The organism is Rossellomorea sp. NPDC077527 (assembly GCF_044542955.1).
GTDB classification, from domain to species: Bacteria; Bacillota; Bacilli; order Bacillales; family Bacillaceae_B; genus Rossellomorea; species Rossellomorea aquimaris_E.
Genome location: NZ_JBITVL010000001.1, coordinates 336,657 through 357,537, shown reverse-complemented (window position 1 = coordinate 357,537; position 20,881 = coordinate 336,657). Strand labels below are relative to the sequence as shown.

19 protein-coding genes are annotated in these 20,881 nt (G+C 47.0%); 2 read left to right on the top strand and 17 right to left on the bottom strand.

Annotated elements, in window-relative coordinates:
• Positions 1-438 precede the first annotated feature (438 nt).
• From ACIGG7_RS01660 to ACIGG7_RS01650, 3 genes are all read right to left on the bottom strand, one after another.
• Complete coding sequence (locus tag ACIGG7_RS01660; protein WP_397548508.1) at positions 439-2,844, bottom strand: MMPL family transporter; 2,406 nt, start codon at positions 2,842-2,844, stop codon at positions 439-441.
• On the bottom strand, positions 2,841-3,293 hold the full coding sequence (locus ACIGG7_RS01655) for a MarR family winged helix-turn-helix transcriptional regulator (protein ID WP_224942122.1): 453 nt from the start codon (positions 3,291-3,293) through the stop codon (positions 2,841-2,843). Before ACIGG7_RS01655 ends, ACIGG7_RS01660 begins: the two co-directional genes overlap by 4 nt.
• A gap of 130 nt (positions 3,294-3,423) precedes the next feature.
• Positions 3,424-3,756 (bottom strand): hypothetical protein, encoded by a 333-nt coding sequence (locus ACIGG7_RS01650; protein ID WP_224942121.1) that lies wholly within the window; start codon positions 3,754-3,756, stop codon positions 3,424-3,426.
• A 147-nt stretch (positions 3,757-3,903) separates the two neighbouring features.
• Here ACIGG7_RS01650 and ACIGG7_RS01645 point away from each other — a divergent pair, with 147 nt between their 5' ends.
• Positions 3,904-4,596, top strand: coding sequence for a GntR family transcriptional regulator (locus ACIGG7_RS01645; RefSeq protein ID WP_397548507.1), 693 nt, complete (start codon positions 3,904-3,906; stop codon positions 4,594-4,596).
• Entirely contained in the window at positions 4,593-5,210 is a 618-nt protein-coding gene (locus ACIGG7_RS01640) for a sterol desaturase family protein (RefSeq protein ID WP_224942119.1), read from the top strand. Before ACIGG7_RS01645 ends, ACIGG7_RS01640 begins: the two co-directional genes overlap by 4 nt.
• A 38-nt stretch (positions 5,211-5,248) precedes the next feature.
• Here the strand turns inward: ACIGG7_RS01640 and ACIGG7_RS01635 are convergent, their stop codons facing one another.
• The 14 genes from ACIGG7_RS01635 to abc-f form a co-directional block, all read right to left on the bottom strand.
• Positions 5,249-6,340, bottom strand: a complete 1,092-nt coding sequence (locus tag ACIGG7_RS01635) for an ABC transporter permease (protein WP_224942118.1) — start codon at positions 6,338-6,340, stop codon at positions 5,249-5,251.
• Positions 6,337-7,260: an ABC transporter ATP-binding protein gene (locus ACIGG7_RS01630; protein WP_397548506.1), complete on the bottom strand. Its 924-nt coding sequence runs from the start codon at positions 7,258-7,260 to the stop codon at positions 6,337-6,339. The genes ACIGG7_RS01635 and ACIGG7_RS01630 overlap by 4 nt, the downstream gene beginning before the upstream one ends.
• 59 nt (positions 7,261-7,319) lie before the next feature.
• Positions 7,320-7,748: a DUF6526 family protein gene (locus ACIGG7_RS01625; protein WP_397548505.1), complete on the bottom strand. Its 429-nt coding sequence runs from the start codon at positions 7,746-7,748 to the stop codon at positions 7,320-7,322.
• Between the two features lie 130 nt (positions 7,749-7,878).
• Positions 7,879-8,259, bottom strand: a complete 381-nt coding sequence (locus tag ACIGG7_RS01620) for a hypothetical protein (RefSeq protein WP_397548504.1) — start codon at positions 8,257-8,259, stop codon at positions 7,879-7,881.
• Between the two features lie 309 nt (positions 8,260-8,568).
• Positions 8,569-9,195, bottom strand: coding sequence for a hypothetical protein (locus ACIGG7_RS01615; RefSeq protein ID WP_397548503.1), 627 nt, complete (start codon positions 9,193-9,195; stop codon positions 8,569-8,571).
• 29 nt (positions 9,196-9,224) lie between these two features.
• Entirely contained in the window at positions 9,225-9,647 is a 423-nt protein-coding gene (locus ACIGG7_RS01610; protein WP_224942113.1) for a hypothetical protein, read from the bottom strand.
• A 316-nt stretch (positions 9,648-9,963) separates the two neighbouring features.
• On the bottom strand, positions 9,964-11,019 hold the full coding sequence (gene xylF, locus ACIGG7_RS01605; RefSeq protein WP_397548502.1) for a D-xylose ABC transporter substrate-binding protein: 1,056 nt from the start codon (positions 11,017-11,019) through the stop codon (positions 9,964-9,966).
• A gap of 15 nt (positions 11,020-11,034) precedes the next feature.
• Positions 11,035-12,555, bottom strand: coding sequence for a response regulator (locus tag ACIGG7_RS01600; RefSeq protein ID WP_397548501.1), 1,521 nt, complete (start codon positions 12,553-12,555; stop codon positions 11,035-11,037).
• Positions 12,530-13,990 carry a sensor histidine kinase gene (locus tag ACIGG7_RS01595; protein WP_397548500.1) on the bottom strand — a complete coding sequence of 487 codons (1,461 nt, stop codon included), beginning with the start codon at positions 13,988-13,990 and terminating at the stop codon, positions 12,530-12,532. Before ACIGG7_RS01595 ends, ACIGG7_RS01600 begins: the two co-directional genes overlap by 26 nt.
• The gene (locus ACIGG7_RS01590; RefSeq protein WP_224942109.1) at positions 13,987-14,967 is read right to left on the bottom strand and encodes a sugar ABC transporter substrate-binding protein; all 981 of its coding nucleotides are present in this window, start codon (positions 14,965-14,967) and stop codon (positions 13,987-13,989) included. The genes ACIGG7_RS01595 and ACIGG7_RS01590 overlap by 4 nt, the downstream gene beginning before the upstream one ends.
• Positions 14,968-15,121: 154 nt before the next feature.
• Entirely contained in the window at positions 15,122-16,294 is a 1,173-nt protein-coding gene (locus ACIGG7_RS01585; RefSeq protein WP_224942108.1) for a sugar ABC transporter permease, read from the bottom strand.
• 14 nt (positions 16,295-16,308) lie between these two features.
• The gene (locus ACIGG7_RS01580; RefSeq protein WP_224942107.1) at positions 16,309-17,829 is read right to left on the bottom strand and encodes a sugar ABC transporter ATP-binding protein; all 1,521 of its coding nucleotides are present in this window, start codon (positions 17,827-17,829) and stop codon (positions 16,309-16,311) included.
• A gap of 77 nt (positions 17,830-17,906) precedes the next feature.
• Positions 17,907-18,968: a sugar ABC transporter substrate-binding protein gene (locus tag ACIGG7_RS01575; protein ID WP_397549080.1), complete on the bottom strand. Its 1,062-nt coding sequence runs from the start codon at positions 18,966-18,968 to the stop codon at positions 17,907-17,909.
• A 206-nt stretch (positions 18,969-19,174) separates the two neighbouring features.
• Positions 19,175-20,806, bottom strand: a complete 1,632-nt coding sequence (abc-f, locus tag ACIGG7_RS01570; protein ID WP_397548499.1) for a ribosomal protection-like ABC-F family protein — start codon at positions 20,804-20,806, stop codon at positions 19,175-19,177.
• Between the last annotated feature and the right edge of the window lie 75 nt (positions 20,807-20,881).

The following is a 20,881-nucleotide window of genomic DNA, read 5'->3' as shown; positions in this document are numbered from 1 at the left end:
AAACGCTTGAAGATAAAGGTCTGGAAGAACTCATATCACCCTTCAACCTCAGTGTTGTCATAGTAATCCGACTATACTGGTAGAGATAAAAAATAGTTTTTCAGAAAAATATTTTTCAAATCGCACTTTCATTGAAAAATTAGAAGTTTTAGTCTATATCGGGGCATTTTCAGAACTAGATTTTATAGCACATCCTACTTCCAGCTAATAGATCACAATTTACGGCAGTTTATCGGCTTTCCAATTATCTATCCTTCAGTTATGAGCCGCTTTTCCCTACTTATGAGCCAGATTTCAAATATATGAGCCGCTTTCGAGCATTTATGATCCCCAATCTAAATTTATAAGCTGCTTCTCCCCTTTTATGAGCCGTTTGTCGAAAAATGTCCAATCAAGAGTGCCCGCTCCATCCATCAGAGCAGGCCCCCTATCAATCTACTACTCTTTTTTCGGTCTGAACGGCCACCAAACCCCGTTACCGAATGAGACGGTCATGGCCGGTATCAATAACGGCAGGACGATCAGTCCGTACAGAAGCAGACCCGTAATGACGATGGTGGCAATCTGTACGAGACTGAGGACTCCGGATGGAATCATCGCCCCGAACGTTCCGGCCAGGATGATGGCAGCGGTGATGATGACGGTCCCCATCTTGGCCATGGAAGCTTTGATGGCGTCTGTGACCGACATGCCGCCTGATGTTTCTTCACGGAAACGGTCCATGAGGAAGATTGAGTAATCTACCCCAAGGGCTACCAGCATGACGAATCCAAAGAACGGAACGGCCCAGCTGATGCCGTCATATCCCATTCCCTCCACGAAGATCCACTCGGCTACGGCGACAGATGTGAAGTACGTCAGAAGCAGAGATCCGATCATGTAAAGCGGCATGATGAAGGAACGGAACAGAATCGCTAGGACGACGAACAAACTGATAAGCATGATCGTGACCGTCTGGGTGAAGTCACTCGTTGAGATATCACTTAAGTCTCGGTTAATGCTCGAGACCCCTCCGATGGCGACTTCGGCATCTTCAAGTGGCGTATCCTTGATGACGCGCTCCGTCGTTTCATTGATGCGATCCACGGTATCGATAGCCTCCGGTGAATACGGATTATCGGACAGGATGACCTCGAGCTTCATCCCTTTTTCGTCTCCGAAGGAATAGCGGTCGATCACTTGGGCAAATTCTTTATTTTCCAATGTGCCTGGAGGAAGATACAATCCTGTATCACGGATCGTCTGGCTGTCACTCATTCCTTGAAGCTGATCACCTGCTTGATTCAATCCACCAGTGATCTGGTTCAACCCATCCAACGGATTCGGTGCACCTGCTGGCGGAGTCTGCCCCTGACCGCCCATGGCTGCCTGTTGGCTAAGGCCTTTTACCGCCTGATCGAGACCATCAGCGGCTCCGTTCACACCTTCCGCAATCTTTCCTAGCTGGTAGTCCGCATTGAACTCTTCAATTGCATCCCCTGCAGGACGTGTGATGGAACGTACGCTCTTCACCCCGTCGACTTTCGCAAGCTCACGGCTCAGCTTTTCAACATAAGGGACGGTACCCTCGGTCACAAGCTTCTCATCGCTTGAAAGGAGCACCTGAACCGGCAGGGAATCCCCTTTGCCGAATCCGTCTTCAATCGCTTGCAAACCTTTGACAGAATCATAACTGTCCCCGATTTCATCCACAGTATTAAAGGAAAGGGCATCGTCATAGGTGAACAATAGCGGCACCGTGATGATCGCCACTACTGCCATTGAAAGCAACGGACGATTAACGGAAAGCTTGCCCATCCACGCCCATAACTTGCTGTCATGGTGAGAAACGGATTTCTTCGATGGCCAGAACAATTTTTCCTTCAATGTGGCCATAAAGAACGGCATAACCGTGCTTAACACCAGAAGCAACACCGCAATTCCGACTGCCACGGCCACGGCTGATTTAAAGATTGGAAAATCGGCAAAGCCGATGGCGAAGAATCCGATGAACACGGCGAGTCCGCTTATGTAAAGCGTGCGTCCCGCAGTCTTATACGTACGGATGATCGCTTCATTGATGGGCTGACCTGCTCCCAATTCTTCCTTGAACCGGCTCAACAGCAGGATGCAGTAATCCGTCCCGATTCCGAACAGGATGGCCACAAGGAAGATTTGCGTATAGTTCGAAACGGGAAAGCCGAACCAATCGATGAAAAAGGCGACGATCGATTGACTGAGTAAATAGGTGATCCCTACGGCCACAAGCGGGATCAATGGTGTCACGATGGAACGGAATACAGCTAATAATAAGGCAAAAATCAGCACGACCGTAATGATTTCCGTCCGTTTCAATCCTTCCTGTGCGCTCAGGTTTACATCGTTATTGATGATGGCTTCCCCCGTGAGGTAAACGGATGACTCGCCATTCAGGATGTCTGATTTTATAGAGTCAGCAAGCTCCACCACTTCCTCCTGTGTCCCGTCTACTGTGATCGGTATGAGGACGGTTTTCCGGTCTTCAGAGACGAGCTGGTTCTCCAGTTCTTGGCTTTCAAACGGATCGAGGACCGAGCTGACCGGATCCCCCAGTTCTTTCAATTCTTTTACATTCGATGCTATGTCTTTCTTCAGAGAATCCGATAATTTTTCATCCAGTGAGTACACCAGAGAGATCGTTTCATCCCCGGCACCGGCATCATTCAGCATTTCCATCGCCTTCTTCGATGCCGCATCATCCGGGAGCTGGAACGTGCCAGCTTCTTCTGCCTGCTTCGTCAGGTTCGGCGATACGATAAACAACAAAACCGTTACAATGAGTAAACCAATCGTAATTGGCCACTTGAATTTGATGATTGATTTCATCCTTTTTCCCCCTCAAGTTTCAAGATCGATTTAATCTTGCGGAACATGCTCAGGAATTGATCCAGTTCCTCATCCTTCACGTGGTCGGCAAATAAGTCTTCAATATAGGTATAGACCGCTTGATCAGACTCTGAAACGACCCTGTGTCCTTCATCCGTGAGGCATACGAGCTTGGTGCGCTGATCTTCTTCCGCCTTCACGATTTCAATCAGCTTCTTATCCTCCAGCTTCTTCAGGCGGTTGGAAATCGCACTCTTATGGACCCCCTGAAGCTCTGCAATCACCCCGGCTGCAATCGGTCCGTTCTTATTCACTAACTTCAACACTTGAATCTGCTCAGGGGAATATTCCTGCCACACCTCAGCCTTTACATTCTTCAGCACACGATCTGTCCCGAACACCATCACATCCTCGAACAGCTCGACTGCTTCAATTAACCGCTTATCCAACTAGTTGACCCCCTAAACTAAATATCACTTGATTATAGTTTAGGGGGTCAACTAGTTATAGTCAAGAAATATGTTGTAAATGATTACAAATAAAAAACCTTGAGCTGAACATTCGCCGCTCAAGGTTCTTTTAATCCCGGTAACCCTTACCGATGACTTCCTGTTTGTCTTTCGAAATGTACACGTCAATATCTCCTAATGAATGATTGTTTCCTGTATAGAAAACGATGATGTACGCCTCTTCTCCTTCATAATTATGATCCGTTAAGACACCCATCTTACTATTCACAGTCCCCTCTTTCAGGGTAGCGTTTTTCCAATCTCCTTTTATTTCGTTCTTTTCTGAAGATGACAGGGAATCATAGGCGGTTTTGATCATTGGATTTACTTCTTGATCATCCTCGAGGATACACCCGCTCATGAAAACACTCATGAATAATACAACCACAATGACCTTCCTCATCGGCATCCCTCACCCTTTTTCCTCATTATCTCGAATGATCAGGAAGAAGACAATTATTTTCAGAATTTATTGACAAATACATCTAGTAAGGTCATATAATGGTATTACCACATATAAAATTGGTATTACCAATCAGGAGGTCCAATAATGAAAGAACGTTCTTCGGATATCATCTCCAGGGACATTTCCCGCTCCATATTGAGAGGGGAACTGGCTATCCAGGAATCCCTTCAATCGGAAAGGGATCTCGCTGCCCATTACAAAGTGGGACGCCCCACCATCCGGGAAGCCCTGCAACGGTTGGAACGAGACGGCTGGATCACGAGCCGGAAGGGGATGCCCGCTATCGTGAATGATTACTGGAAGCAAGGGAACTTGATGACGATTGTCACCATTCTTCAGCATGAGGAGGAGATCCCGGATGCATTCATCATTCACATGCTGGAACTGCGCGTAGCGATTACTCCCGCTTATTTCAGGGACGCTCTGGAGAATAACAGACTGAAGGTCATTTCTCTCTTCGCTCCATTCAAAGACGTGGCAGATACAGCAGAGTTGTATGCAGAATTCGACTGGCATATCCAGCATGGGGTGGCCATGCTGTCTCCAAACCCTATTTACCTATTAATCCTGAACAGCTTTAAGGATGTTTATATCAGGATGGCGGAGAAATATTTCAACGATTCCACCCATCGTGCCGCTTCACGAGATTATTACGATCACCTACTTAAGAGAGTGTTAGATGGGGATATCCAGCAAGCCGAACAGGCAGTCCGGGACATGATGGAAACGAGTATAGAGCTTTGGAAACAAAAAATGAATGGGGGCAGAAAAAAATGAAGAAGAATCGATTGTATCGGGATTTCTTTTTGCATTTTGATATTTTGGTTATGGTGGGTATTTTTCTTGTGGTACTCGGATTTCTGGTCACGATGGAGCTATCATTATTCAGCTTATTATGTTTCGCGGTAGGGATTGTCACCTACATGTTCAGCGAATACCTCACCCACCGATTTCTCTTCCACATCAAGGCACCGAAGAACCCTTTTTTACTAAAATTAATCCAGCGCTTACATTATGATCATCATAAAATGCCAAATGACTTGAAGCTCCTGTTTCTTCCGATCTGGTACAGCGCTCCCAATCTCTTTGTCCTGTGTCTGGTGTTTTATTTCCTGACAGGGTCAATGTCTCTCACCCTTGCTTTTACCACCGGGATTCTCTTCATGTTCTTTGTGTACGAATGGAAGCACTATGTCGCACACCGGCCTATGAAGCCGAAGACCCGGTTCGGCCGCTGGCTTAAGAAAACGCATGTCCTCCATCATTATAAAAATGAGAACTATTGGTACGGCGTTTCCACCCCCTTTGTCGATGTGTTGTTCGGGACCTATAAAGAAGGGAACGACGTGGAGATGAGTGAGACGGCGAAGGATCTGGAGAAAAGAGCATAAAAAATGTCCGATCGTGTTGAGACGATCGGACTTTTCTTCTATTCCCACTTAAACACATAGCTAGCCAGGGCAAACCCGCCTACGAGCCATGCTCCTAGAATCAACGTCTCTGTTCCTAATTCCCAAAACGGCGTCCCGAGATTCATCGTCTCCCGCAATGCGGAACTCAGATGGGCAATCGGCAGCACCTTCACGATGGGCTGGATGATGTCAGGCATATCATTGATCGGGAAGAACACCCCGCCGAGAAACAGCATCGGGAACGTAACGAAGCCCGCAATCGGCCCCGCACTTTCAGGGTTCTTCGCCATACCGGCAATGATGAAGCCGAGGGACATAAACGCCAGAGTCCCAAGAATGATGAAGAAAATCATTGCAAGCCACGAGCCTGCTACGTTTATGTCAAAAATCAGATCGGCAATCAGTACGACAAGCAGTGCCTGTGTTCCGTTCAGCATCAATCGCGCCGTGATCTGGGCTGCGATGAAGGTGGAGGCTTTCAGTCTCGTTCCCTGCATCCGTCGGAGGATCCCCCGTTCACGCCACGCGGAGATCTGACCTGCCACCCCGTTCATATTATTGCTCATGATCATCATCGCGACGATCCCGGGTACAAGGAAATCGACATAGCGAATATTCAATGCCTCAATCCCAACCTTTTCAACCGTCACGACGGGCTTGTAATCGACGAGGTCCTTACTGTATTGGTCGATGATTCCATTCACGACCGTAAGCCCCAGTTCCGCTGTCGCCAGGTTCTTTTCATTATAATAGACGGGGATCGAGAACGCCTCTTCCCTGTCCTTCACGTTTTCCCCGTACCCTTCCGGAATTTCGATCAGAAGCTGGACATCCCCATTTTTCACGGCTTTTCTTCCGGCTTTGTCGTTCTCGAATGCCGTTGTTTCGATTCCCTCATTTTTATGAAATAAGTTCTTTAATTCCTTAGAGGCATCCGTTTGATCGCTGTCGACCACCCCGACATCGAGTGAAACGGAATTACCACCGCCTGCGAACGACCCCAGTGCTACCATCAGGATCACGGGGAAAAGCAGGGTGAAGAATATTACTTGCTTGTTTCGTGCAAAAATCCTTAACTGTGCCAGTGTCAGCTGCCAATACGCTCTCATGATTCCCGCAGCCTCCTTCCTGTCATATGAATGAAGACATCCTCTAATGTCGCCTGCCGTGTTTGGAGGTCCTCGATCTTCAAGTCATGCTCTGTCGCAAGGGCGATCAAAGAGGTCAACGCCTGTTGCAGTTCATCCGTATAAAGCTGAACGAATGTATCCTTGATGGCCACTTCCTCGACTCCTTCCATCTTCATGAACCATTCCTCTTCAGGAGGATTGTCCAGATGAAACTCGATCGTACTTGTCGATTGCAATGTTTTCACGAGATTATCAGGCGTATCGAGGGCAATGAGCTCCCCTTGATCCATGATGCCGATCCGGTCGCAGAGCACATGGGCTTCATCCATATAGTGAGTGGACAGGATGACCGTCTTCCCCCGCTCCTTCAAGCGAAGCACAATGTCCCATAACGTCCTCCTCGCCTGTGGATCCAGTCCCGTTGTCGGTTCATCGAGAAACACGATATTCGGGTCATGGATCAAGGCCAGGGCAATCGCCAACCGCTGCTTCTGTCCACCGGATAACCCCTTGATCCGGTCCTTCCTTTTTTCCGTCAGCAGCATATCTTCAATCAATTGATCAATATCCACATTTTTCGGGTAAAAGCTCGCATACAAATGGAGGATCTCCTCCACCTTGAGCAGTTCAAACAGCGAGGTCGACTGAAGCTGAACCCCGATCACTTCCTTCACCTTGTTCACATCTTTCCGTACGTCAAAACCGTCCAAGCTCGCCGTTCCTTCATCGGGCTTCCGGAGTCCCACGAGCATCTCGATCGTCGTTGTCTTCCCCGCCCCGTTCGGCCCAAGCAATCCGAAGATTTCACCCTTCTCCACCTGGAAGCGGACTCCCTTCACCGCCGTGAAGGAGCCATATCTTTTCACTAAATCTTTTACATCTACCATGATTTGCGGCATAACGAGCCTCCTTTAAAAAAACGTAACCGCCCATTCATGAGCGGTCCAATCTCTGTTGTTTATACGCGATGATGATCTGCACGCCAATTTTGTACAGCTTTCTTAATGTCATTCGGTGATAAATTTTCCGTTCGTGTCCGTTCGACCAACGCCGGGAACTCTTCATTCGGTGCGAACCGGAGAGCGATGATCTGCTTCAGAGATAGATTGCTATCCAGCTCATTCCCCGTCAAACGATAATATCGGAAATTCTCTTCTGCACGGATCACGCGGTCCTGAACCTGAAGTGCATACGTACGGAGTCTCACTCCGACCAGGATCAACGTGATCACAACGAATAGCACGATAAAGCTTAGCAATGTCTCCGTACCCACATTCATCACAAAAAACGTGATCGTCAAAATGAGAGTGATCAGGGCTGACAGGGCAATCCCTACATGGAACACCGGATCGACCTTGCTGTGATTTTCATAGTTTTGTTGTTTCATATGTACCTCCTGAGGGTTATAGATTCATTATATACCAGATGGCGGGTGGATAGGACAATGGTGTAAAAAAGAGCATACTTAATATGCATATTCTGAAGTGTATCAGGATATGCAGGTGGATCATATGAGATCAATGAATTTCTAGTTCTCTTTCATCAGTACTTGCACGTTCTTCCGGTGCCGACCAAACCACATACTTCTTCCAATACTCCCTTACATCCGTACCAAAGACTTCACCCTTTTTCTCAAATAAAAGGGAAGCGTGTGATTCCCCTTGGTACACCCAGCCTTTTCCCTGCATTTTTTCTTTAATGGTTTTGTACGGGTCTGTTTTCCCTGACTTTGAAACGTATGTCAGAAGGTCCTGCTCTTCTCTTAAAATCACTGTACTTGCATCCCCATGTTCCAATTTGATGATCGATGTAAGCACTTGAACTGGAACTCCCTCTGCAATTCCTAATGATAGAGCTAAAAATATGAATACTATTATTATCAATCGACTTTTTCTCATGATGTGAATTCTCCTGTTGTAAAGTGATGCGATTGGTATTTTTTGTTAAAATCCGCAATAAACGAAAAAAATGACGCAATTATGTTCCAAAACGACGCAATAAATTTAGAAATGACGCAATTACAGCGAAAATGACGCAATCAATGTTAAAAATGACGCAATCCCCTTCAACAGATGTCATTCTCTAACCCTAATACTCCCCTAATATACTATCTCTAGCTCTCTTTTCATCCTGGCACCCCATAACAAACACTAAGAATAACTTACCCACAAAATATTCAACCAAAATGCCTTTAAAAACTACTCTTTCTACTCATGCCACTTCAAATCTTTATCATCAAAAATATTCACAGCCTCTTTCGGATACCCATAATAATAAAGCTCCTGCCCACTTTCATCAAAGGCCTTCGCATCAAGCTGATCGACCTGCTGACTGTATGGGAACAGAAACGATACGCGCTGCCCCGCTTCGACTGCTTTTCTTTTTCGATCCGCCCCTATTCCTGCCTCTATGTACGCCACGCGCTTATCGCTTGAAACGACACTTAAAAAGGTCAGAGCACCCTGATCGGAAGTAGAGCTCATACCTCCGACGGTTTGAACCTTATCTGAGAGATACGGAATGTATGTCGATGCACTGCTTCGAAAAAACAATCCGGACTTTTCCGCCAATACGGTGCGGTATTCTTTTTTGTCATCACTTTTGTATAACAATATCGCTGATGATCCTGTTTCGTGCTGTTCGATCAACTCGAAGTCACTTGTCACCATATCATTCGCCTCAGCTGCCCCAATGGCCGTAAACCTATTTCCTGAAATATAATAGACTGCTAACAGGATCACCGCAATTAAAAGGAGGGATCTCCATCTTTGCATATCTTGTCTTCCCCCTTTCCATTCACCGATTGCTACTATTTTAACATTATATTCCACCATAAGGTTACTCCCGCAAAGAGTAACCCTCCTTATCCACGATTTCTCAATCCCCACTTCCTTGCACCAAACGCATAGATCATCATCATGACTAATCCCACCGCAACCGCAATAAAAAATCCCATAAAACCTATCAACCGTGCCCATCCGACGGTCGTCACTTGAAATAGGAAGGCATACCAGGCACCTCCTACCACCATGGCACAGGGAACATTATAAGGAAAAAGTCTTTTCCAAAAGAAAAGAAGCAAAAGGGTGATCCCCCCCAATACCACTGCAAACATGATCTCGGGCTGTTCCCATTGAATCTCATAACTTGTTTGTCCCTGAGTTTCTTCTTCTAGAGTCATATTCTTTAAGCCGCCAAGTGCCCTGCCGGCAGAAACAAGACCGGCCAATGCCAGCACCCCCAACATCGTCCAATTAATCGTCTGTATTTCTTTTTTTGCACTCAAGGAAATTCCTCCTTTGAATTTTCTCGCCCTATCCTACTTCTTTCGGTCCCCTTATGGAAAAACCCTTCCAATTAATTGGAAAATTATTCATTTCAGAATACCTCTTTTCAATTTTTCATCGCATTTATCTTATATTTCGAGACTTAAATGAGACCGATGCAACCGTCTTTTCCATCACATCCCTGCAAGGAAATTGCCTCCGCTCCTTTCCTTGACTCTTGATTGAGGTTCGATACCTCACCTTAAAATATGAAAATAGTAATAAAAAAAGAAAGCCCCTTCTCCGGCTTTCTCATCAAAACGAATTTTACTAGACTTACTTATACACATCCTCCCGCGAATGAAAACCATCCGCGATAATCGTACGATCCAGGTTGTCCCGATTCACTGCGATCGGTTCCAGCAGGACGGAAGGAACTTCGATTTTACCGTTATTGATTTTTTTATCTGTATCGATGTACTCGTTTTTGGCGAGTGCGATGGCGAGTGATGCCGCTTCCCGTGCAAGGGTGTTGATCGGTTTGTAGACGGTCATGGTTTGGGTGCCTTGAACGATCCTTTGAGCAGCGGCAAGCTCTGCGTCCTGGCCCGCAATCGGGATCTTCCCTTCGAGACCGACTTCTTCCAATGCTTTTAATGCCATGCCTGCGGTTGCGTCATTGGCTGCAATGACGGCGTCGATATGATTGTGATTGGCTTTCAGGGCTTCTTTCATATTGATATAAGCGTTCTCTGGGAGCCAATTATCCGTCCACTGATCATATACAACCTGAATTTCACCGTTATCTATTGGAGAGTTCAGGACGCTGAAGACGCCTTTCTTCATAAGGTGGGCATTGTAGTCGGTATCAGCCCCACCGATATATACATACTTGCCCTTGGGTACACGTTCTTTGATAGCCTTGGCCTGAAGTTCTCCTACCCTTTCGTTATCGAAGGAAACGTACAGGTCAATGTCGGCATTCTTTACGAGCCTGTCATATGAAACCACTTTGATGCCTGCGCGATGGGCTTTTTGTACGATGGCCGCTGCGGCTTCTGCGTTATACGGAACGATCACCAGTACATCGATCCCCTGGTTGATCAAGGTTTCTGCCTGAAGCACCTGAAGGGCATCGTTTCCCCTCGCTTCCATGATGTCCACTTCCGCACCAAGGTCTTCCACGGCCTTTTTAAACAGGTCACGATCCCGCACCCATCTTTCCTCTTCAAGTGTATCCATTGAGAATCCGATTGTGACGACGTCGGAAGGTGCTTCCTCCTTTTCCTGATGCACCTGTTCGACGGGATTCTTCTCCTCGCAGGCCGCAGCAAGAATCAGGACAATAATCAATATCCATCCTATGTTTAACCTTTTCTTCCAATGGACCATGGCGTCTCTTCCCCTTTATGCATGTTGGCCGAGCAAACTCTTTCGGTATTCTTTCGGAGAATATCGGGTGACCTTTTTAAAGACCTTGCTGAAATAATTCGGGTCATGATATCCCACTTCGAATGTGATTTCCTTAATGCTTTTCTCTATGTCGCCCATCAGTGCCTTCGCCTTCTCCATCCGGCACTCTGTCAGGAAATCGATGTAGTTCATCCCCTGTTTCTCCTTGAACATCTTACTGATGTAAATGGGACTCAAGTTCACTTTTTGTGCGAGGGTATCCAATGAAATGTCTTCATGGGAATGATCTTGAATGAATTGTTTGATCTGCTGGAACGTATCGCTCTCCATGCGGTTGAAGCGCTCTACATAGGAATCCTTCATCCCGTTAATGAGTCGTTCGGTTTCTTCCCGCAGCTGACGGTAATCCATCGGCTGTATCGGGAAAAGCGGCGTGTCCGTTTCGACGCCGCATTCACTCAAGGTCATTGAAATCATCCACAGTACCTCAAGGGTCCGCTGCTGGGTGTAGACGAGAGGTGTTCGTTCTTTCTCCAATAAAGAAAAGGCAGTATGGAACTGTGAGAGCACCTGATCCCACTTGCCGAGCCTGATCTTCTCCATTAACTCCTTCTGGTCCATCATGGCCCGCTTCCGCTTCTCCGGCTCCAATGGTATGTCTTCAAAGAACCGGTATTTCTGCCGCACCCCTGTATCGACAGTCGCAAGCATGGCTTCCTGATAGGAGTGACGGACCTGGTCCAGGGAATGGTACGTTTTCCCGATTCCGATGAACCATTCGCTGCCCTTAGAGAGCGAGAGCAGCTCCCTCGCCAAGGTGGTTGCCTGGGACCTGTATGTGATGCCGGGCTTCCTGAATACGATCATGGGGAGCTGTCTGCCATACAAAGCCCCGGTCCATCCACACTTCAGAACCTTTTTCCTGATGTCGGAATACTGGTTTTCCACCCCTTCAGGAAGGAAGAGGACCATCACGAACATTTCCTCCGAAGAAGGTACTTCCATCATTTCCATGAGCATATCGACATGAACATCGTGGACGTGATCAAATAATAACTGGGTCACCACATCCGTTTCGACCAGCATCTGTGCCTTTTGCCATTTTTCCTTATCCTGCCGGCTTTCCACTAACTGCTCACGTTCTTGTTCAACTTCCTCGAGCACTTTTCCAATCGTGTGGACGATCTCAGACGCTTTGCTCGGCTTTAACACATAGTCTTTAGCACCGAGCTTGATGGCTGTTTTCATGTAGGTGAAGGTATCATAGGCCGTCACCATGATAAATTTGATCTCCGGCCGTTCTGCTTTGATAGTTTCCATGGCTTCGAGTCCATTCATCCCCGGCATTTTAATATCCATTAAAATCAGATCAGGGGAATACTCTTTCGCCAATTCTACGGCCATATTCCCATTCTTCGCCTGCTGGATGCCGACATGAGGGAAATGCTTCTCTAAGATCGCCTGCATTCCTTCCCTTTCCAACTGTTCATCATCGACTATAAGAAGCTTGATCATAGGTATCTGCTCCTTCCCTTGTAATTCTCAGCATAATAGTGGTCCCTTCTCCTTCGACACTTTCAATCCGGAGGACATCCTCAAATCCATAATATAATTGAAGGCGCTTTACAACGTTACTAAATCCGATCCCGGTTGAATGTCCTTCGGGAAGCGTTTCTTCATGGAGCACCTGGCGGATTTTATCCGGTGACATCCCCACGCCATCATCCTCTATCTCAATCAAGATAAAATCATTCTCTTCACGGACACGGAACCAGATCGTCCCCCCGTCCTCTTTCGGTTCCACCGCATGTATCACGGCATTTTCAACGATCGGCTGCAGGGTCAGTGCAGGTATCCTCGCGTCCAGACAGGTTTCATCGACCTCCATATACAGCTGCAGGCGGTCTGTAAAACGTGCTTTCTGAATGTGCATATATTGCTCAAGAACCTGGATTTCTTCCCTTAACGTAACGGAACGATTCTGCCGCTTCAGATTATATCGTAGGATACCCGCCACGCTGACGAGTAGGTCGCTCGTTTCCTCCGACCCTTCCAGGTACGCTTTCTTTGAAAGAGTATTTAATGTATTAAATAAAAAGTGCGGGTTGATTTGACTCTGAAGGCTTCTGAACTGGCTTTCCTGCAAAAGAAGTTTACTTTCCTGTAGTTCCCGTTCCAATGCTGCTTTTTGCTTGATTTCTGAGATAAGATTATTGATATTGATCCGCATCCGGTCGAACGTTTTAGCCAAAAAGGCGATCTCATCGCTTCCCTCTACCTTTACCTGTCGGCTGAAATTCCCCTTGGACAATTCATTGGCGGCTCTCGTCAACTGGAAGACCGGTCGTGTGATTCCGAGTGAGAACCAATATGAAGCAATCAGGAGAAGACATGTTATGAGCAGGAGCCCCCAGATTCCGAGCTTGATGACTTCTGCCGACTGTTCCATGATGCCCCTGTACATCACGTTATACGTCGTCAATTCTTTGTCGATCAGCGTGAGTGTCATCTCAGAGATATAACTTGATATCCGGTTGGCTTCGGCAAACTCCTGTGCAGAAGCTTCTGCATCCCTTTCTTTCTGGAACAGGATGAAGCGGTCCGTCGTTTCGACCAGGCTGTCAATCAAGTTAAGGTAGTTGGTCAGTGTAAAGTCGTTATCCCGGTTTCTGAGGGAATAGATCCCGGTCTTGGCTCTTTGGACACCTTCCTTGCTTTCCTCTAACTGCTGCAGGGTTTCGGCATTGGCATCGACCATATAGTTATTCAAGTCGGTGACGACCTGCTGACTTGCCCTTGATACTTCGTTCATATCCAGATAGCGCTTGAGAATCTCATTGTACTGCTCATGTGTGCGGTAGTTATAATACGTTAGCGCAAGCCAGATGGCGGACATGATGACCATCACCACCGTCGTGAGTGTCAGGATTTTTTTCTGGATGTTTGTCATTGGTCCTTCTCCACTTTCAAGATCTTGAGTCCCGTCAGATACCCGTTCTCATCCAGGGGGACGGTTTCTCCGTTCAGCCACTCTTCCATAAGGCGTACGCTCCATTTGCCCATTTTCTCCGGTTCCTGCTCGACCACCCCATCGATCAGTCCCTGTGATAATAACGTCAATGATTCCGGTCCATCATCAAAGGAATAAATGAAATACGATTCTTCTTGAGAGCGCTTACTTATTTCATCAATCATAGCCCCAAGATTGCTCGCATTGACAGAGATGAATGCATCGATATCGGGATGGAGGTTCATGACGTCCCGGGTGGCCGTTATGATTTGATCCCTGGCCCTTCCCGTTTCCCCTTCCACGAGCTCTATGCCGGAGTATCCTTTCATGACATCCCTGATGCCTCTTACCCGTTCTTTCTGATAATATTCCTGATCACGGTCCACCATGAGGACAATCCTGCCTGAATTCCCCATCTTGCGGACAAGCTCCTCGGCAACCAGCTTTCCTGCTTCATACTGATCAGATCCCACATATGTCCGCCTGAGGCTATCCTCCATCGGCACATCGTTGGCGACGGTAATCACCGGAATTCCATTGAAGGAGGCCTTCACCTTGGTGAGCTCCTTGAACTCTGGTGTATCCGTCCCCTGAATCAGGATGCCGTCGACCTTCGATTGAATGGCGATTTCGATGTTTTTCAGGAACTCTTCCTGATTTTTCCCGAAGCTTCCCCAAACTTCAAGGCTCACACCCTCTTCTTCCGCCTGGCGTTTTGCACCTTTCGCTACCTTGTCCCAAAACGGGGTCTGAGTGTCCTGAGTGATGAGCACAAGCCTGTGCCGATCCTCACCTGTCATACCGATTCCTTGCGGGAGATGCGCCTCGGCTTCGAACACTTTTTTCGCTGATAAAAATGTTAAATGACACAACAAAAGTACGACTACTAACAGTCCGACAAACCGAATTTTCCGCACCTGACACGTCCCCTCCCAACAGTTAGAACTATTACTTTTATCATAGCACAGGAATCCTAGGTAAGGTTCGAGTACTTTTTGGATATTCACCTGTACATCCGTACTTTTTCAAAAAATAACGAGGCCGGACCCCCAAAGGGATCCAGCCGATTCATTACCTTTTCTTACGGGTCATCACATCAAAGATGACGGCCCCTGCAAGCACTCCTCCGCGAATCATGTATTGATAGGAGATACCTACACCAAGAAGATTCATTCCACTTGTCAATGAAGCCATGACGATGGCTCCTATAATGGCACCCGTTACTTTCCCGACACCACCGGCAGAGGATACTCCCCCTACGTAGGCAGCAGCGATGGCATCCAATTCGAATAACGTCCCGGCAGTGGTCGTAGCCGATTGAAGACGGGAAGTGAATAAAATCCCGGATAGGGCAGCAAGCATCCCCATCGAACCAAAGACGATATACGTGATTTTCTTAACGTTGATCCCGCTCAGATGAGCCGCTTCCGGGTTGCTTCCCACCGCATATATATGGCGGCCGAGAACCGTCCTGGATGTCAGGAAGTGGTACACGATAACGACGATCAGGATGATGATGACCGTCCATGAGAAGCCGTGGTATCCCGCAAGGATCCATGTCACATAGCCGATGATGGCTGAAACGAAGACGAGCTTCAATGCAAAAATCGGTGCAGAGATGACTTCGAAATCGTATTTGATTTTGTTTCGTCTCGTTGAGAATTCACTGTAAATATAAAGGATGATTCCAACTAACCCTACGAGCAGGGATAGAAGATGAAGTCCGTTCACTTCCATAATGGAAGGGATGAACCCATTTCCGATGGCATTGAAATGATCGTCCTGAATGATGATGGTCCCCGTCTTTTCCGTCACCTGCAAAAGCGCCCCGCGGAAAATCAGCATTCCGGCTAAGGTCGCCACGAAAGATGGAATCCCGATCTGAGCCACGAGCAGACCGTTGAACAACCCGACAATCGCTCCGATGACGAGAATGATCGGAATCGTCAGCCATGTTGAAAGACCGGCCTGTGTCAGCAGGATCGCTGCAATGGCACCGAGGAATCCCGCCGCATATCCAACAGACAGATCAATATGCCTGATGACGATGACAAGGGTCATCCCGACAGCAAGCACGGCGATATAGCCTGCAGAATCCAATAGATTACTAATGTTTCTTGACGTGATGAATAAACCGTCTGTCATAAACGTAAATGTCAGTATGATAACGAATAGTGCAATATACATGCCGTAGTCACGGATGTTGTCGCGAATCAGCATTCTAGCTTCTTGAAAGATATTCATATGTCTTTACCCCCTTATTGCGTTGCAAGCTCCATTATTTTTTCCTGGTTGGCGTCTTCCACCGGCAGTTCCCCTTTGATCTCACCCTGGGCCATGACGTACACACGGTCACTCATCCCGAGTACCTCCCCGAGCTCGGAGGAGATCATGATGATGCTCAATCCCTGTTCGATCAGCTCGTTCATCACCGTATAGATTTCAAACTTCGCCCCGACATCGATTCCACGTGTCGGCTCGTCAAGGATGAGAAGCTTCGGTCCGACAAAGAGCCATTTCCCGATGGATACCTTCTGCTGATTTCCCCCGCTCAAATTCCCGACGAGCTGTTCAAGGGAAGATGCCTTAATATGAAGAGACGAATGATAGCGTTCCGCCACTTTGATCTCCTCATTGTCATTGATGATTCCTTTGGTAGAGATCCCGCCTAAGTTGGCAGCTGAAATATTGCTTTTAATATCCTGCAGTAGGAATAGCCCGTCATCTTTTCGGTCCTCTGTGACATACGCGATTCCCGCTTTGATGGCATCCTTCGTATGCTTCAGCGTGGTAAGGCTGTTATCCCAAACAAGATTGCCTTCAAGCTTATAGGATTTCGCATTACCGAAAATACTCAGTGCAAGCTCTGTTCTTCCTGAACCCATAAGCCCGGCAATTCCGACAATTTCTCCTCTCTTCACTTGAAGATTTACGTCCTTGACCACCTCTCTGCCAAGCTGAGGATCATAAGCAGACCAGTTTTGAAGTTCCAAAATGGTTTCGCCGTGGGATTTATTTGGTCGTTTCGGATAGATATCTTCAATGGCCCGGCCCACCATGTTTTTGATAATGATTCCTTCTGATACTTCCCCTTTTGATGCATCCAGGGTGCAAATGGTCTTTCCATCCCGGAGTACGGTCGCTTTGTCAGCGATGTGAATGACTTCCTTCAACTTGTGGGAAATCATGATACAGGTGATGCCCTGTTTTTTCAGATCTTTTAACAGCTCCAGGAGATTTTCACTGTCGTCTTCATTCAGTGCCGCAGTCGGTTCATCCAGAATCAATAATTTCACGTCTTTACTCAACGCTTTCGCAATCTCGACCAGCTGCCGTTTTCCTACGCTGAGGTCCCTCACGAGCGTGTCCGGATTCACATCGAGCTTCACTTTCTTCAGGAGCTTCTGTGCTTCCACAATGGTACGATTCCAATCGATGAATCCGCCTACCTTCACTTCGTTTCCTGCAAAAATATTTTCATATACTGTTAGATCCGGAAAGAGAGCCAGCTCCTGATAGATGATGGCAATCCCTGCGTTGACACTGTCACTGATTTTGTTAAATTGCTGAACGGTACCATCGAACACGATGTCACCAGTGTACGTCCCATAAGGATAAACACCGCTCAGCACCTTCATTAACGTGGACTTCCCAGCCCCGTTCTCACCTATCAAACAATGAATCTCTCCATCTTCCACCTTGAAATTCACATCACTCAGTGCTTTCACACCGGTAAATTCCTTGGAGATATCATTCATTTCTAACAAATACTTGTTCATTACAGTTAACCCCCTTTAACAAAAGCAATGACAATACGGAATGGCGGCGGACATCCCAGCCACCATTCCGCTTACTGTTATTCTTTTAATCCTGTGAATTCTTTCGCTTCGTAATATCCTGAGTCGATCAGCTCCGCTTTCACGTTGTCTCCATCAACCACGATGACTTCTGTTTGCTTTGCTTCTACATCTTTCTTACCATTGTCATAAGAACCTGTTGTTTCAGGTGTTTTTCCATCCAGTACATCAACGGCAATACCCATTGCATCCGTTACGAGCGTACGAACATCCTTGAAGACAGTCATGGACTGCTTGCCATCGATCACATATTGAACAGACGCTTTCTCCGCATCCTGACCTGTCACGACGAAGCTTGTTACTGCCTTGTCAGAAGCAAATACATCGGCGATGGAACGAGCTGTACCATCATTCGGAGCAAGAACGGCCACATCACCCTTCATATCTGCACCTGCAGCTGTCAGATGTGTTTGTGATTTGTTCTTTGCTTCGTTTGGATCCCAGTTCGTTGTCACCTGTCCTAGGATTTTACTCATCTCGTCACGGCTTAACTCAGCTTTGTCTTTAAGTGATTCCGCTTCACTTGAATTGGCGATCTTGAAAGTGCCATCCGCGATTTTCGGTTGAAGCACATTCCAAGCTCCTTCAAAGAACAAGAACGCATTATTATCAGAAGCTGCACCGGCATACAGATAAAGTGGTACATCCTTCCCTTCAGCGTGATCGATCAAGTATTGCCCCTGTGCTTCCCCAACGGCCACGCTATCAAATGTTACATAATAATCAACTGCATCTGTATTCGTAATCAGACGATCATACGAAATGACCGTAATACCTTCCTTCTTCGCTGACTCCACAGCAGCTGCTGCTGCATCCCCATCCTGTGGAGTGATGATCAGCACGTCGATCCCTTTGTTGATCAATGTTTCTACATTTTCTTTTTCCTTGGCAGAAGAACCTTGGCTGAACAGGATTTCCGTTGTATACTCGGAATCCTTCAACGCATCTTTAAAGCGCTTTTCATCCTGAACCCATCTAGGCTCGTCCTTAGTAGGTAAGACGATCCCCACACTGACACCTTTCTTACCACCTGTACTGCTGCTGCCACACGCCGCAAGCATACCCACAAATAGAATGAGAACCATTAACAATGAAAACTTCTTCACTTCTTACTCCCCCTTTGTTATCAAGCTCAAGGTTAATTATATGGAGAATTCAGAATGTTTGTAATCGCTTTCACTAGTACTCTTTTGGTATTGTCTGGACTTTTTTGGTGTAGGTCATAAAAAGAGGGACGTGCCGATTTCGAATCGGAACGTCCCTTTTGTTACTTCAGTTCATTGATCTGTTTTGTTAAATCGATAAACTTCTTGTCGAGTTCTGCATACGCTTCATCCCCCGGAAGCATGAAACTCAAGCGACCCAGCACTTCCTGTCTGTCGGTCTCGAGCTTCATCCGCCGGTCTTCCTTATCATCCCGTTCAGATACTGGCTCATCCAGCTGCTTCCTGATACTCCCGTTATCGATCACAAGCTTAATCTCCGACGTTTTCTCAAGAAAATATCGATCGTGGGAAACGATAAGAAGCGTTCCGTTGTATTCGGAGAGTGTTTCCTCCAGCTGTTCCCGGGAAGCAAGATCCAGGTGGTTCGTCGGTTCATCCAGGATCAACACATCTTTTTCCTCAAGGATGTATTTCATTAGCTTCATCTTCACCCTCTCCCCCATGCTCAAGTTCCGGATCGGCGATTGCCAATGGGAGGTCTGGAATCCAAGATGCTTCATTAGTGTCTGTACTTTTCCTCTTTCAGTAAAGGTTTCTTTATGGAACATCTCCCCCGGTGTCTGATCAAGGGGTAAATCGAATACTTCCTGCGTCAGATATCCGATATTGGCTGAAGGCGACATCCATACCTCCCCCTCGGCGACTTCCATTCCCATGAGTATCTTCAAGAGCGTCGTCTTTCCGCTTCCATTCGGTCCGGTGATCGCAACCTTTTCTCCATGTTGGATCGTAAAATGGGCGTTTTCGAATAAGGTCCGTCCCTCGAACGATTTTTTCAGGTTCTTTACTTCGAGGAAGCGTTTCCCGGTTTTGTGGGTGGATTGGATGGAGAATCGTACGGTATGCTCCTCTTCAACCGCTGTCACGTTGGCTCTCTCAAGTTCCTTTTCCAAGCGTTTTTGCTTGGATTTGATCTGGGTGTCCATGCGTTTGGCTTTGACGCGGTAATGTTCTTTATATCCTTCCTGTTTCGTTGACTGGGCGTGGGCTTTTTCAGACCAGGAGGTGAGCTCTTTCATCTGGTTCTCAATCCGCTCCACCATTTTCTGTTGTTTTTCATACTCCCGTTGTTGAGTCAGCCTTTTCTGCTTGCGGGCCTCCATGTAGCTGGAATAATTGCCTTTATGCTCAATAATTTTCTTTCCTTCGATGGACCAGATCTTCGTCACGGCTTCATCTAGAAAATAACGGTCATGCGACACGAGCAGGATCGTACCTTTATACTCTTTGATCTGTCTCGTCAGAAGCTCCATACTATCATGATCAAGATGATTGGTCGGCTCATCCAGTAAGAGCAGGTCTGCTTTCTCAGAGAACCCTTTTGCGAGCCTCGCCTTCAGTTTTTCTCCCCCGCTTAACTGTTGGAATTCCTGCTTCGGTACCTGCCATTTCTCCAGCAGCTTGACTTGTGAAGGAATCATTCCTTCTATGGAATAGGTTTCGGTTTCCTGCTCCACCATGGTCATACTCACATCATGATGTAACCACTGGATCTGGCCCTCTGTAGGAATTCTATCACCTGCAATCAATTGGAGAAGCGTCGACTTTCCTGCTCCGTTCACGCCGATGATTCCGATGACGTCCCTTTCCTGGACGCTTCCATTCACCTCATCCAATATCTTCCCGTCCATCACTTCATAGCTTATATTCAATAATTTCATGATCTCTCTCATAACATCTTCCCCTCTCTTTGAAAAAGGGAGAACAAAAAAATCCTCCCAATGATTCTGGAAGGATTAGCCGGCAAC

Bases quoted from the DNA above. Each gene is read 5' to 3' on its own strand.
- ACIGG7_RS01600 (WP_397548501.1), bottom strand. From the start codon at position 12,555: ATGATCAAGCTTCTTATAGTCGATGATGAACAGTTGGAAAGGGAAGGA.
- ACIGG7_RS01660 (WP_397548508.1), bottom strand. From the start codon at position 2,844: ATGAAATCAATCATCAAATTCAAGTGGCCAATTACGATTGGTTTACTC.
- ACIGG7_RS01620 (WP_397548504.1), bottom strand. From the start codon at position 8,259: ATGAGAAAAAGTCGATTGATAATAATAGTATTCATATTTTTAGCTCTA.
- xylF (WP_397548502.1), bottom strand. From the start codon at position 11,019: ATGGTCCATTGGAAGAAAAGGTTAAACATAGGATGGATATTGATTATT.
- ACIGG7_RS01650 (WP_224942121.1), bottom strand. From the start codon at position 3,756: ATGAGGAAGGTCATTGTGGTTGTATTATTCATGAGTGTTTTCATGAGC.
- ACIGG7_RS01635 (WP_224942118.1), bottom strand. From the start codon at position 6,340: ATGAGAGCGTATTGGCAGCTGACACTGGCACAGTTAAGGATTTTTGCA.
- ACIGG7_RS01640 (WP_224942119.1), top strand. From the start codon at position 4,593: ATGAAGAAGAATCGATTGTATCGGGATTTCTTTTTGCATTTTGATATT.
- ACIGG7_RS01625 (WP_397548505.1), bottom strand. From the start codon at position 7,748: ATGAAACAACAAAACTATGAAAATCACAGCAAGGTCGATCCGGTGTTC.
- ACIGG7_RS01575 (WP_397549080.1), bottom strand. From the start codon at position 18,968: ATGCTTGCGGCGTGTGGCAGCAGCAGTACAGGTGGTAAGAAAGGTGTC.
- ACIGG7_RS01615 (WP_397548503.1), bottom strand. From the start codon at position 9,195: ATGGTGGAATATAATGTTAAAATAGTAGCAATCGGTGAATGGAAAGGG.
- abc-f (WP_397548499.1), bottom strand. From the start codon at position 20,806: ATGAGAGAGATCATGAAATTATTGAATATAAGCTATGAAGTGATGGAC.
- ACIGG7_RS01645 (WP_397548507.1), top strand. From the start codon at position 3,904: ATGAAAGAACGTTCTTCGGATATCATCTCCAGGGACATTTCCCGCTCC.
- ACIGG7_RS01585 (WP_224942108.1), bottom strand. From the start codon at position 16,294: ATGAATATCTTTCAAGAAGCTAGAATGCTGATTCGCGACAACATCCGT.
- ACIGG7_RS01580 (WP_224942107.1), bottom strand. From the start codon at position 17,829: ATGAACAAGTATTTGTTAGAAATGAATGATATCTCCAAGGAATTTACC.
- ACIGG7_RS01630 (WP_397548506.1), bottom strand. From the start codon at position 7,260: ATGCCGCAAATCATGGTAGATGTAAAAGATTTAGTGAAAAGATATGGC.
- ACIGG7_RS01595 (WP_397548500.1), bottom strand. From the start codon at position 13,990: ATGACAAACATCCAGAAAAAAATCCTGACACTCACGACGGTGGTGATG.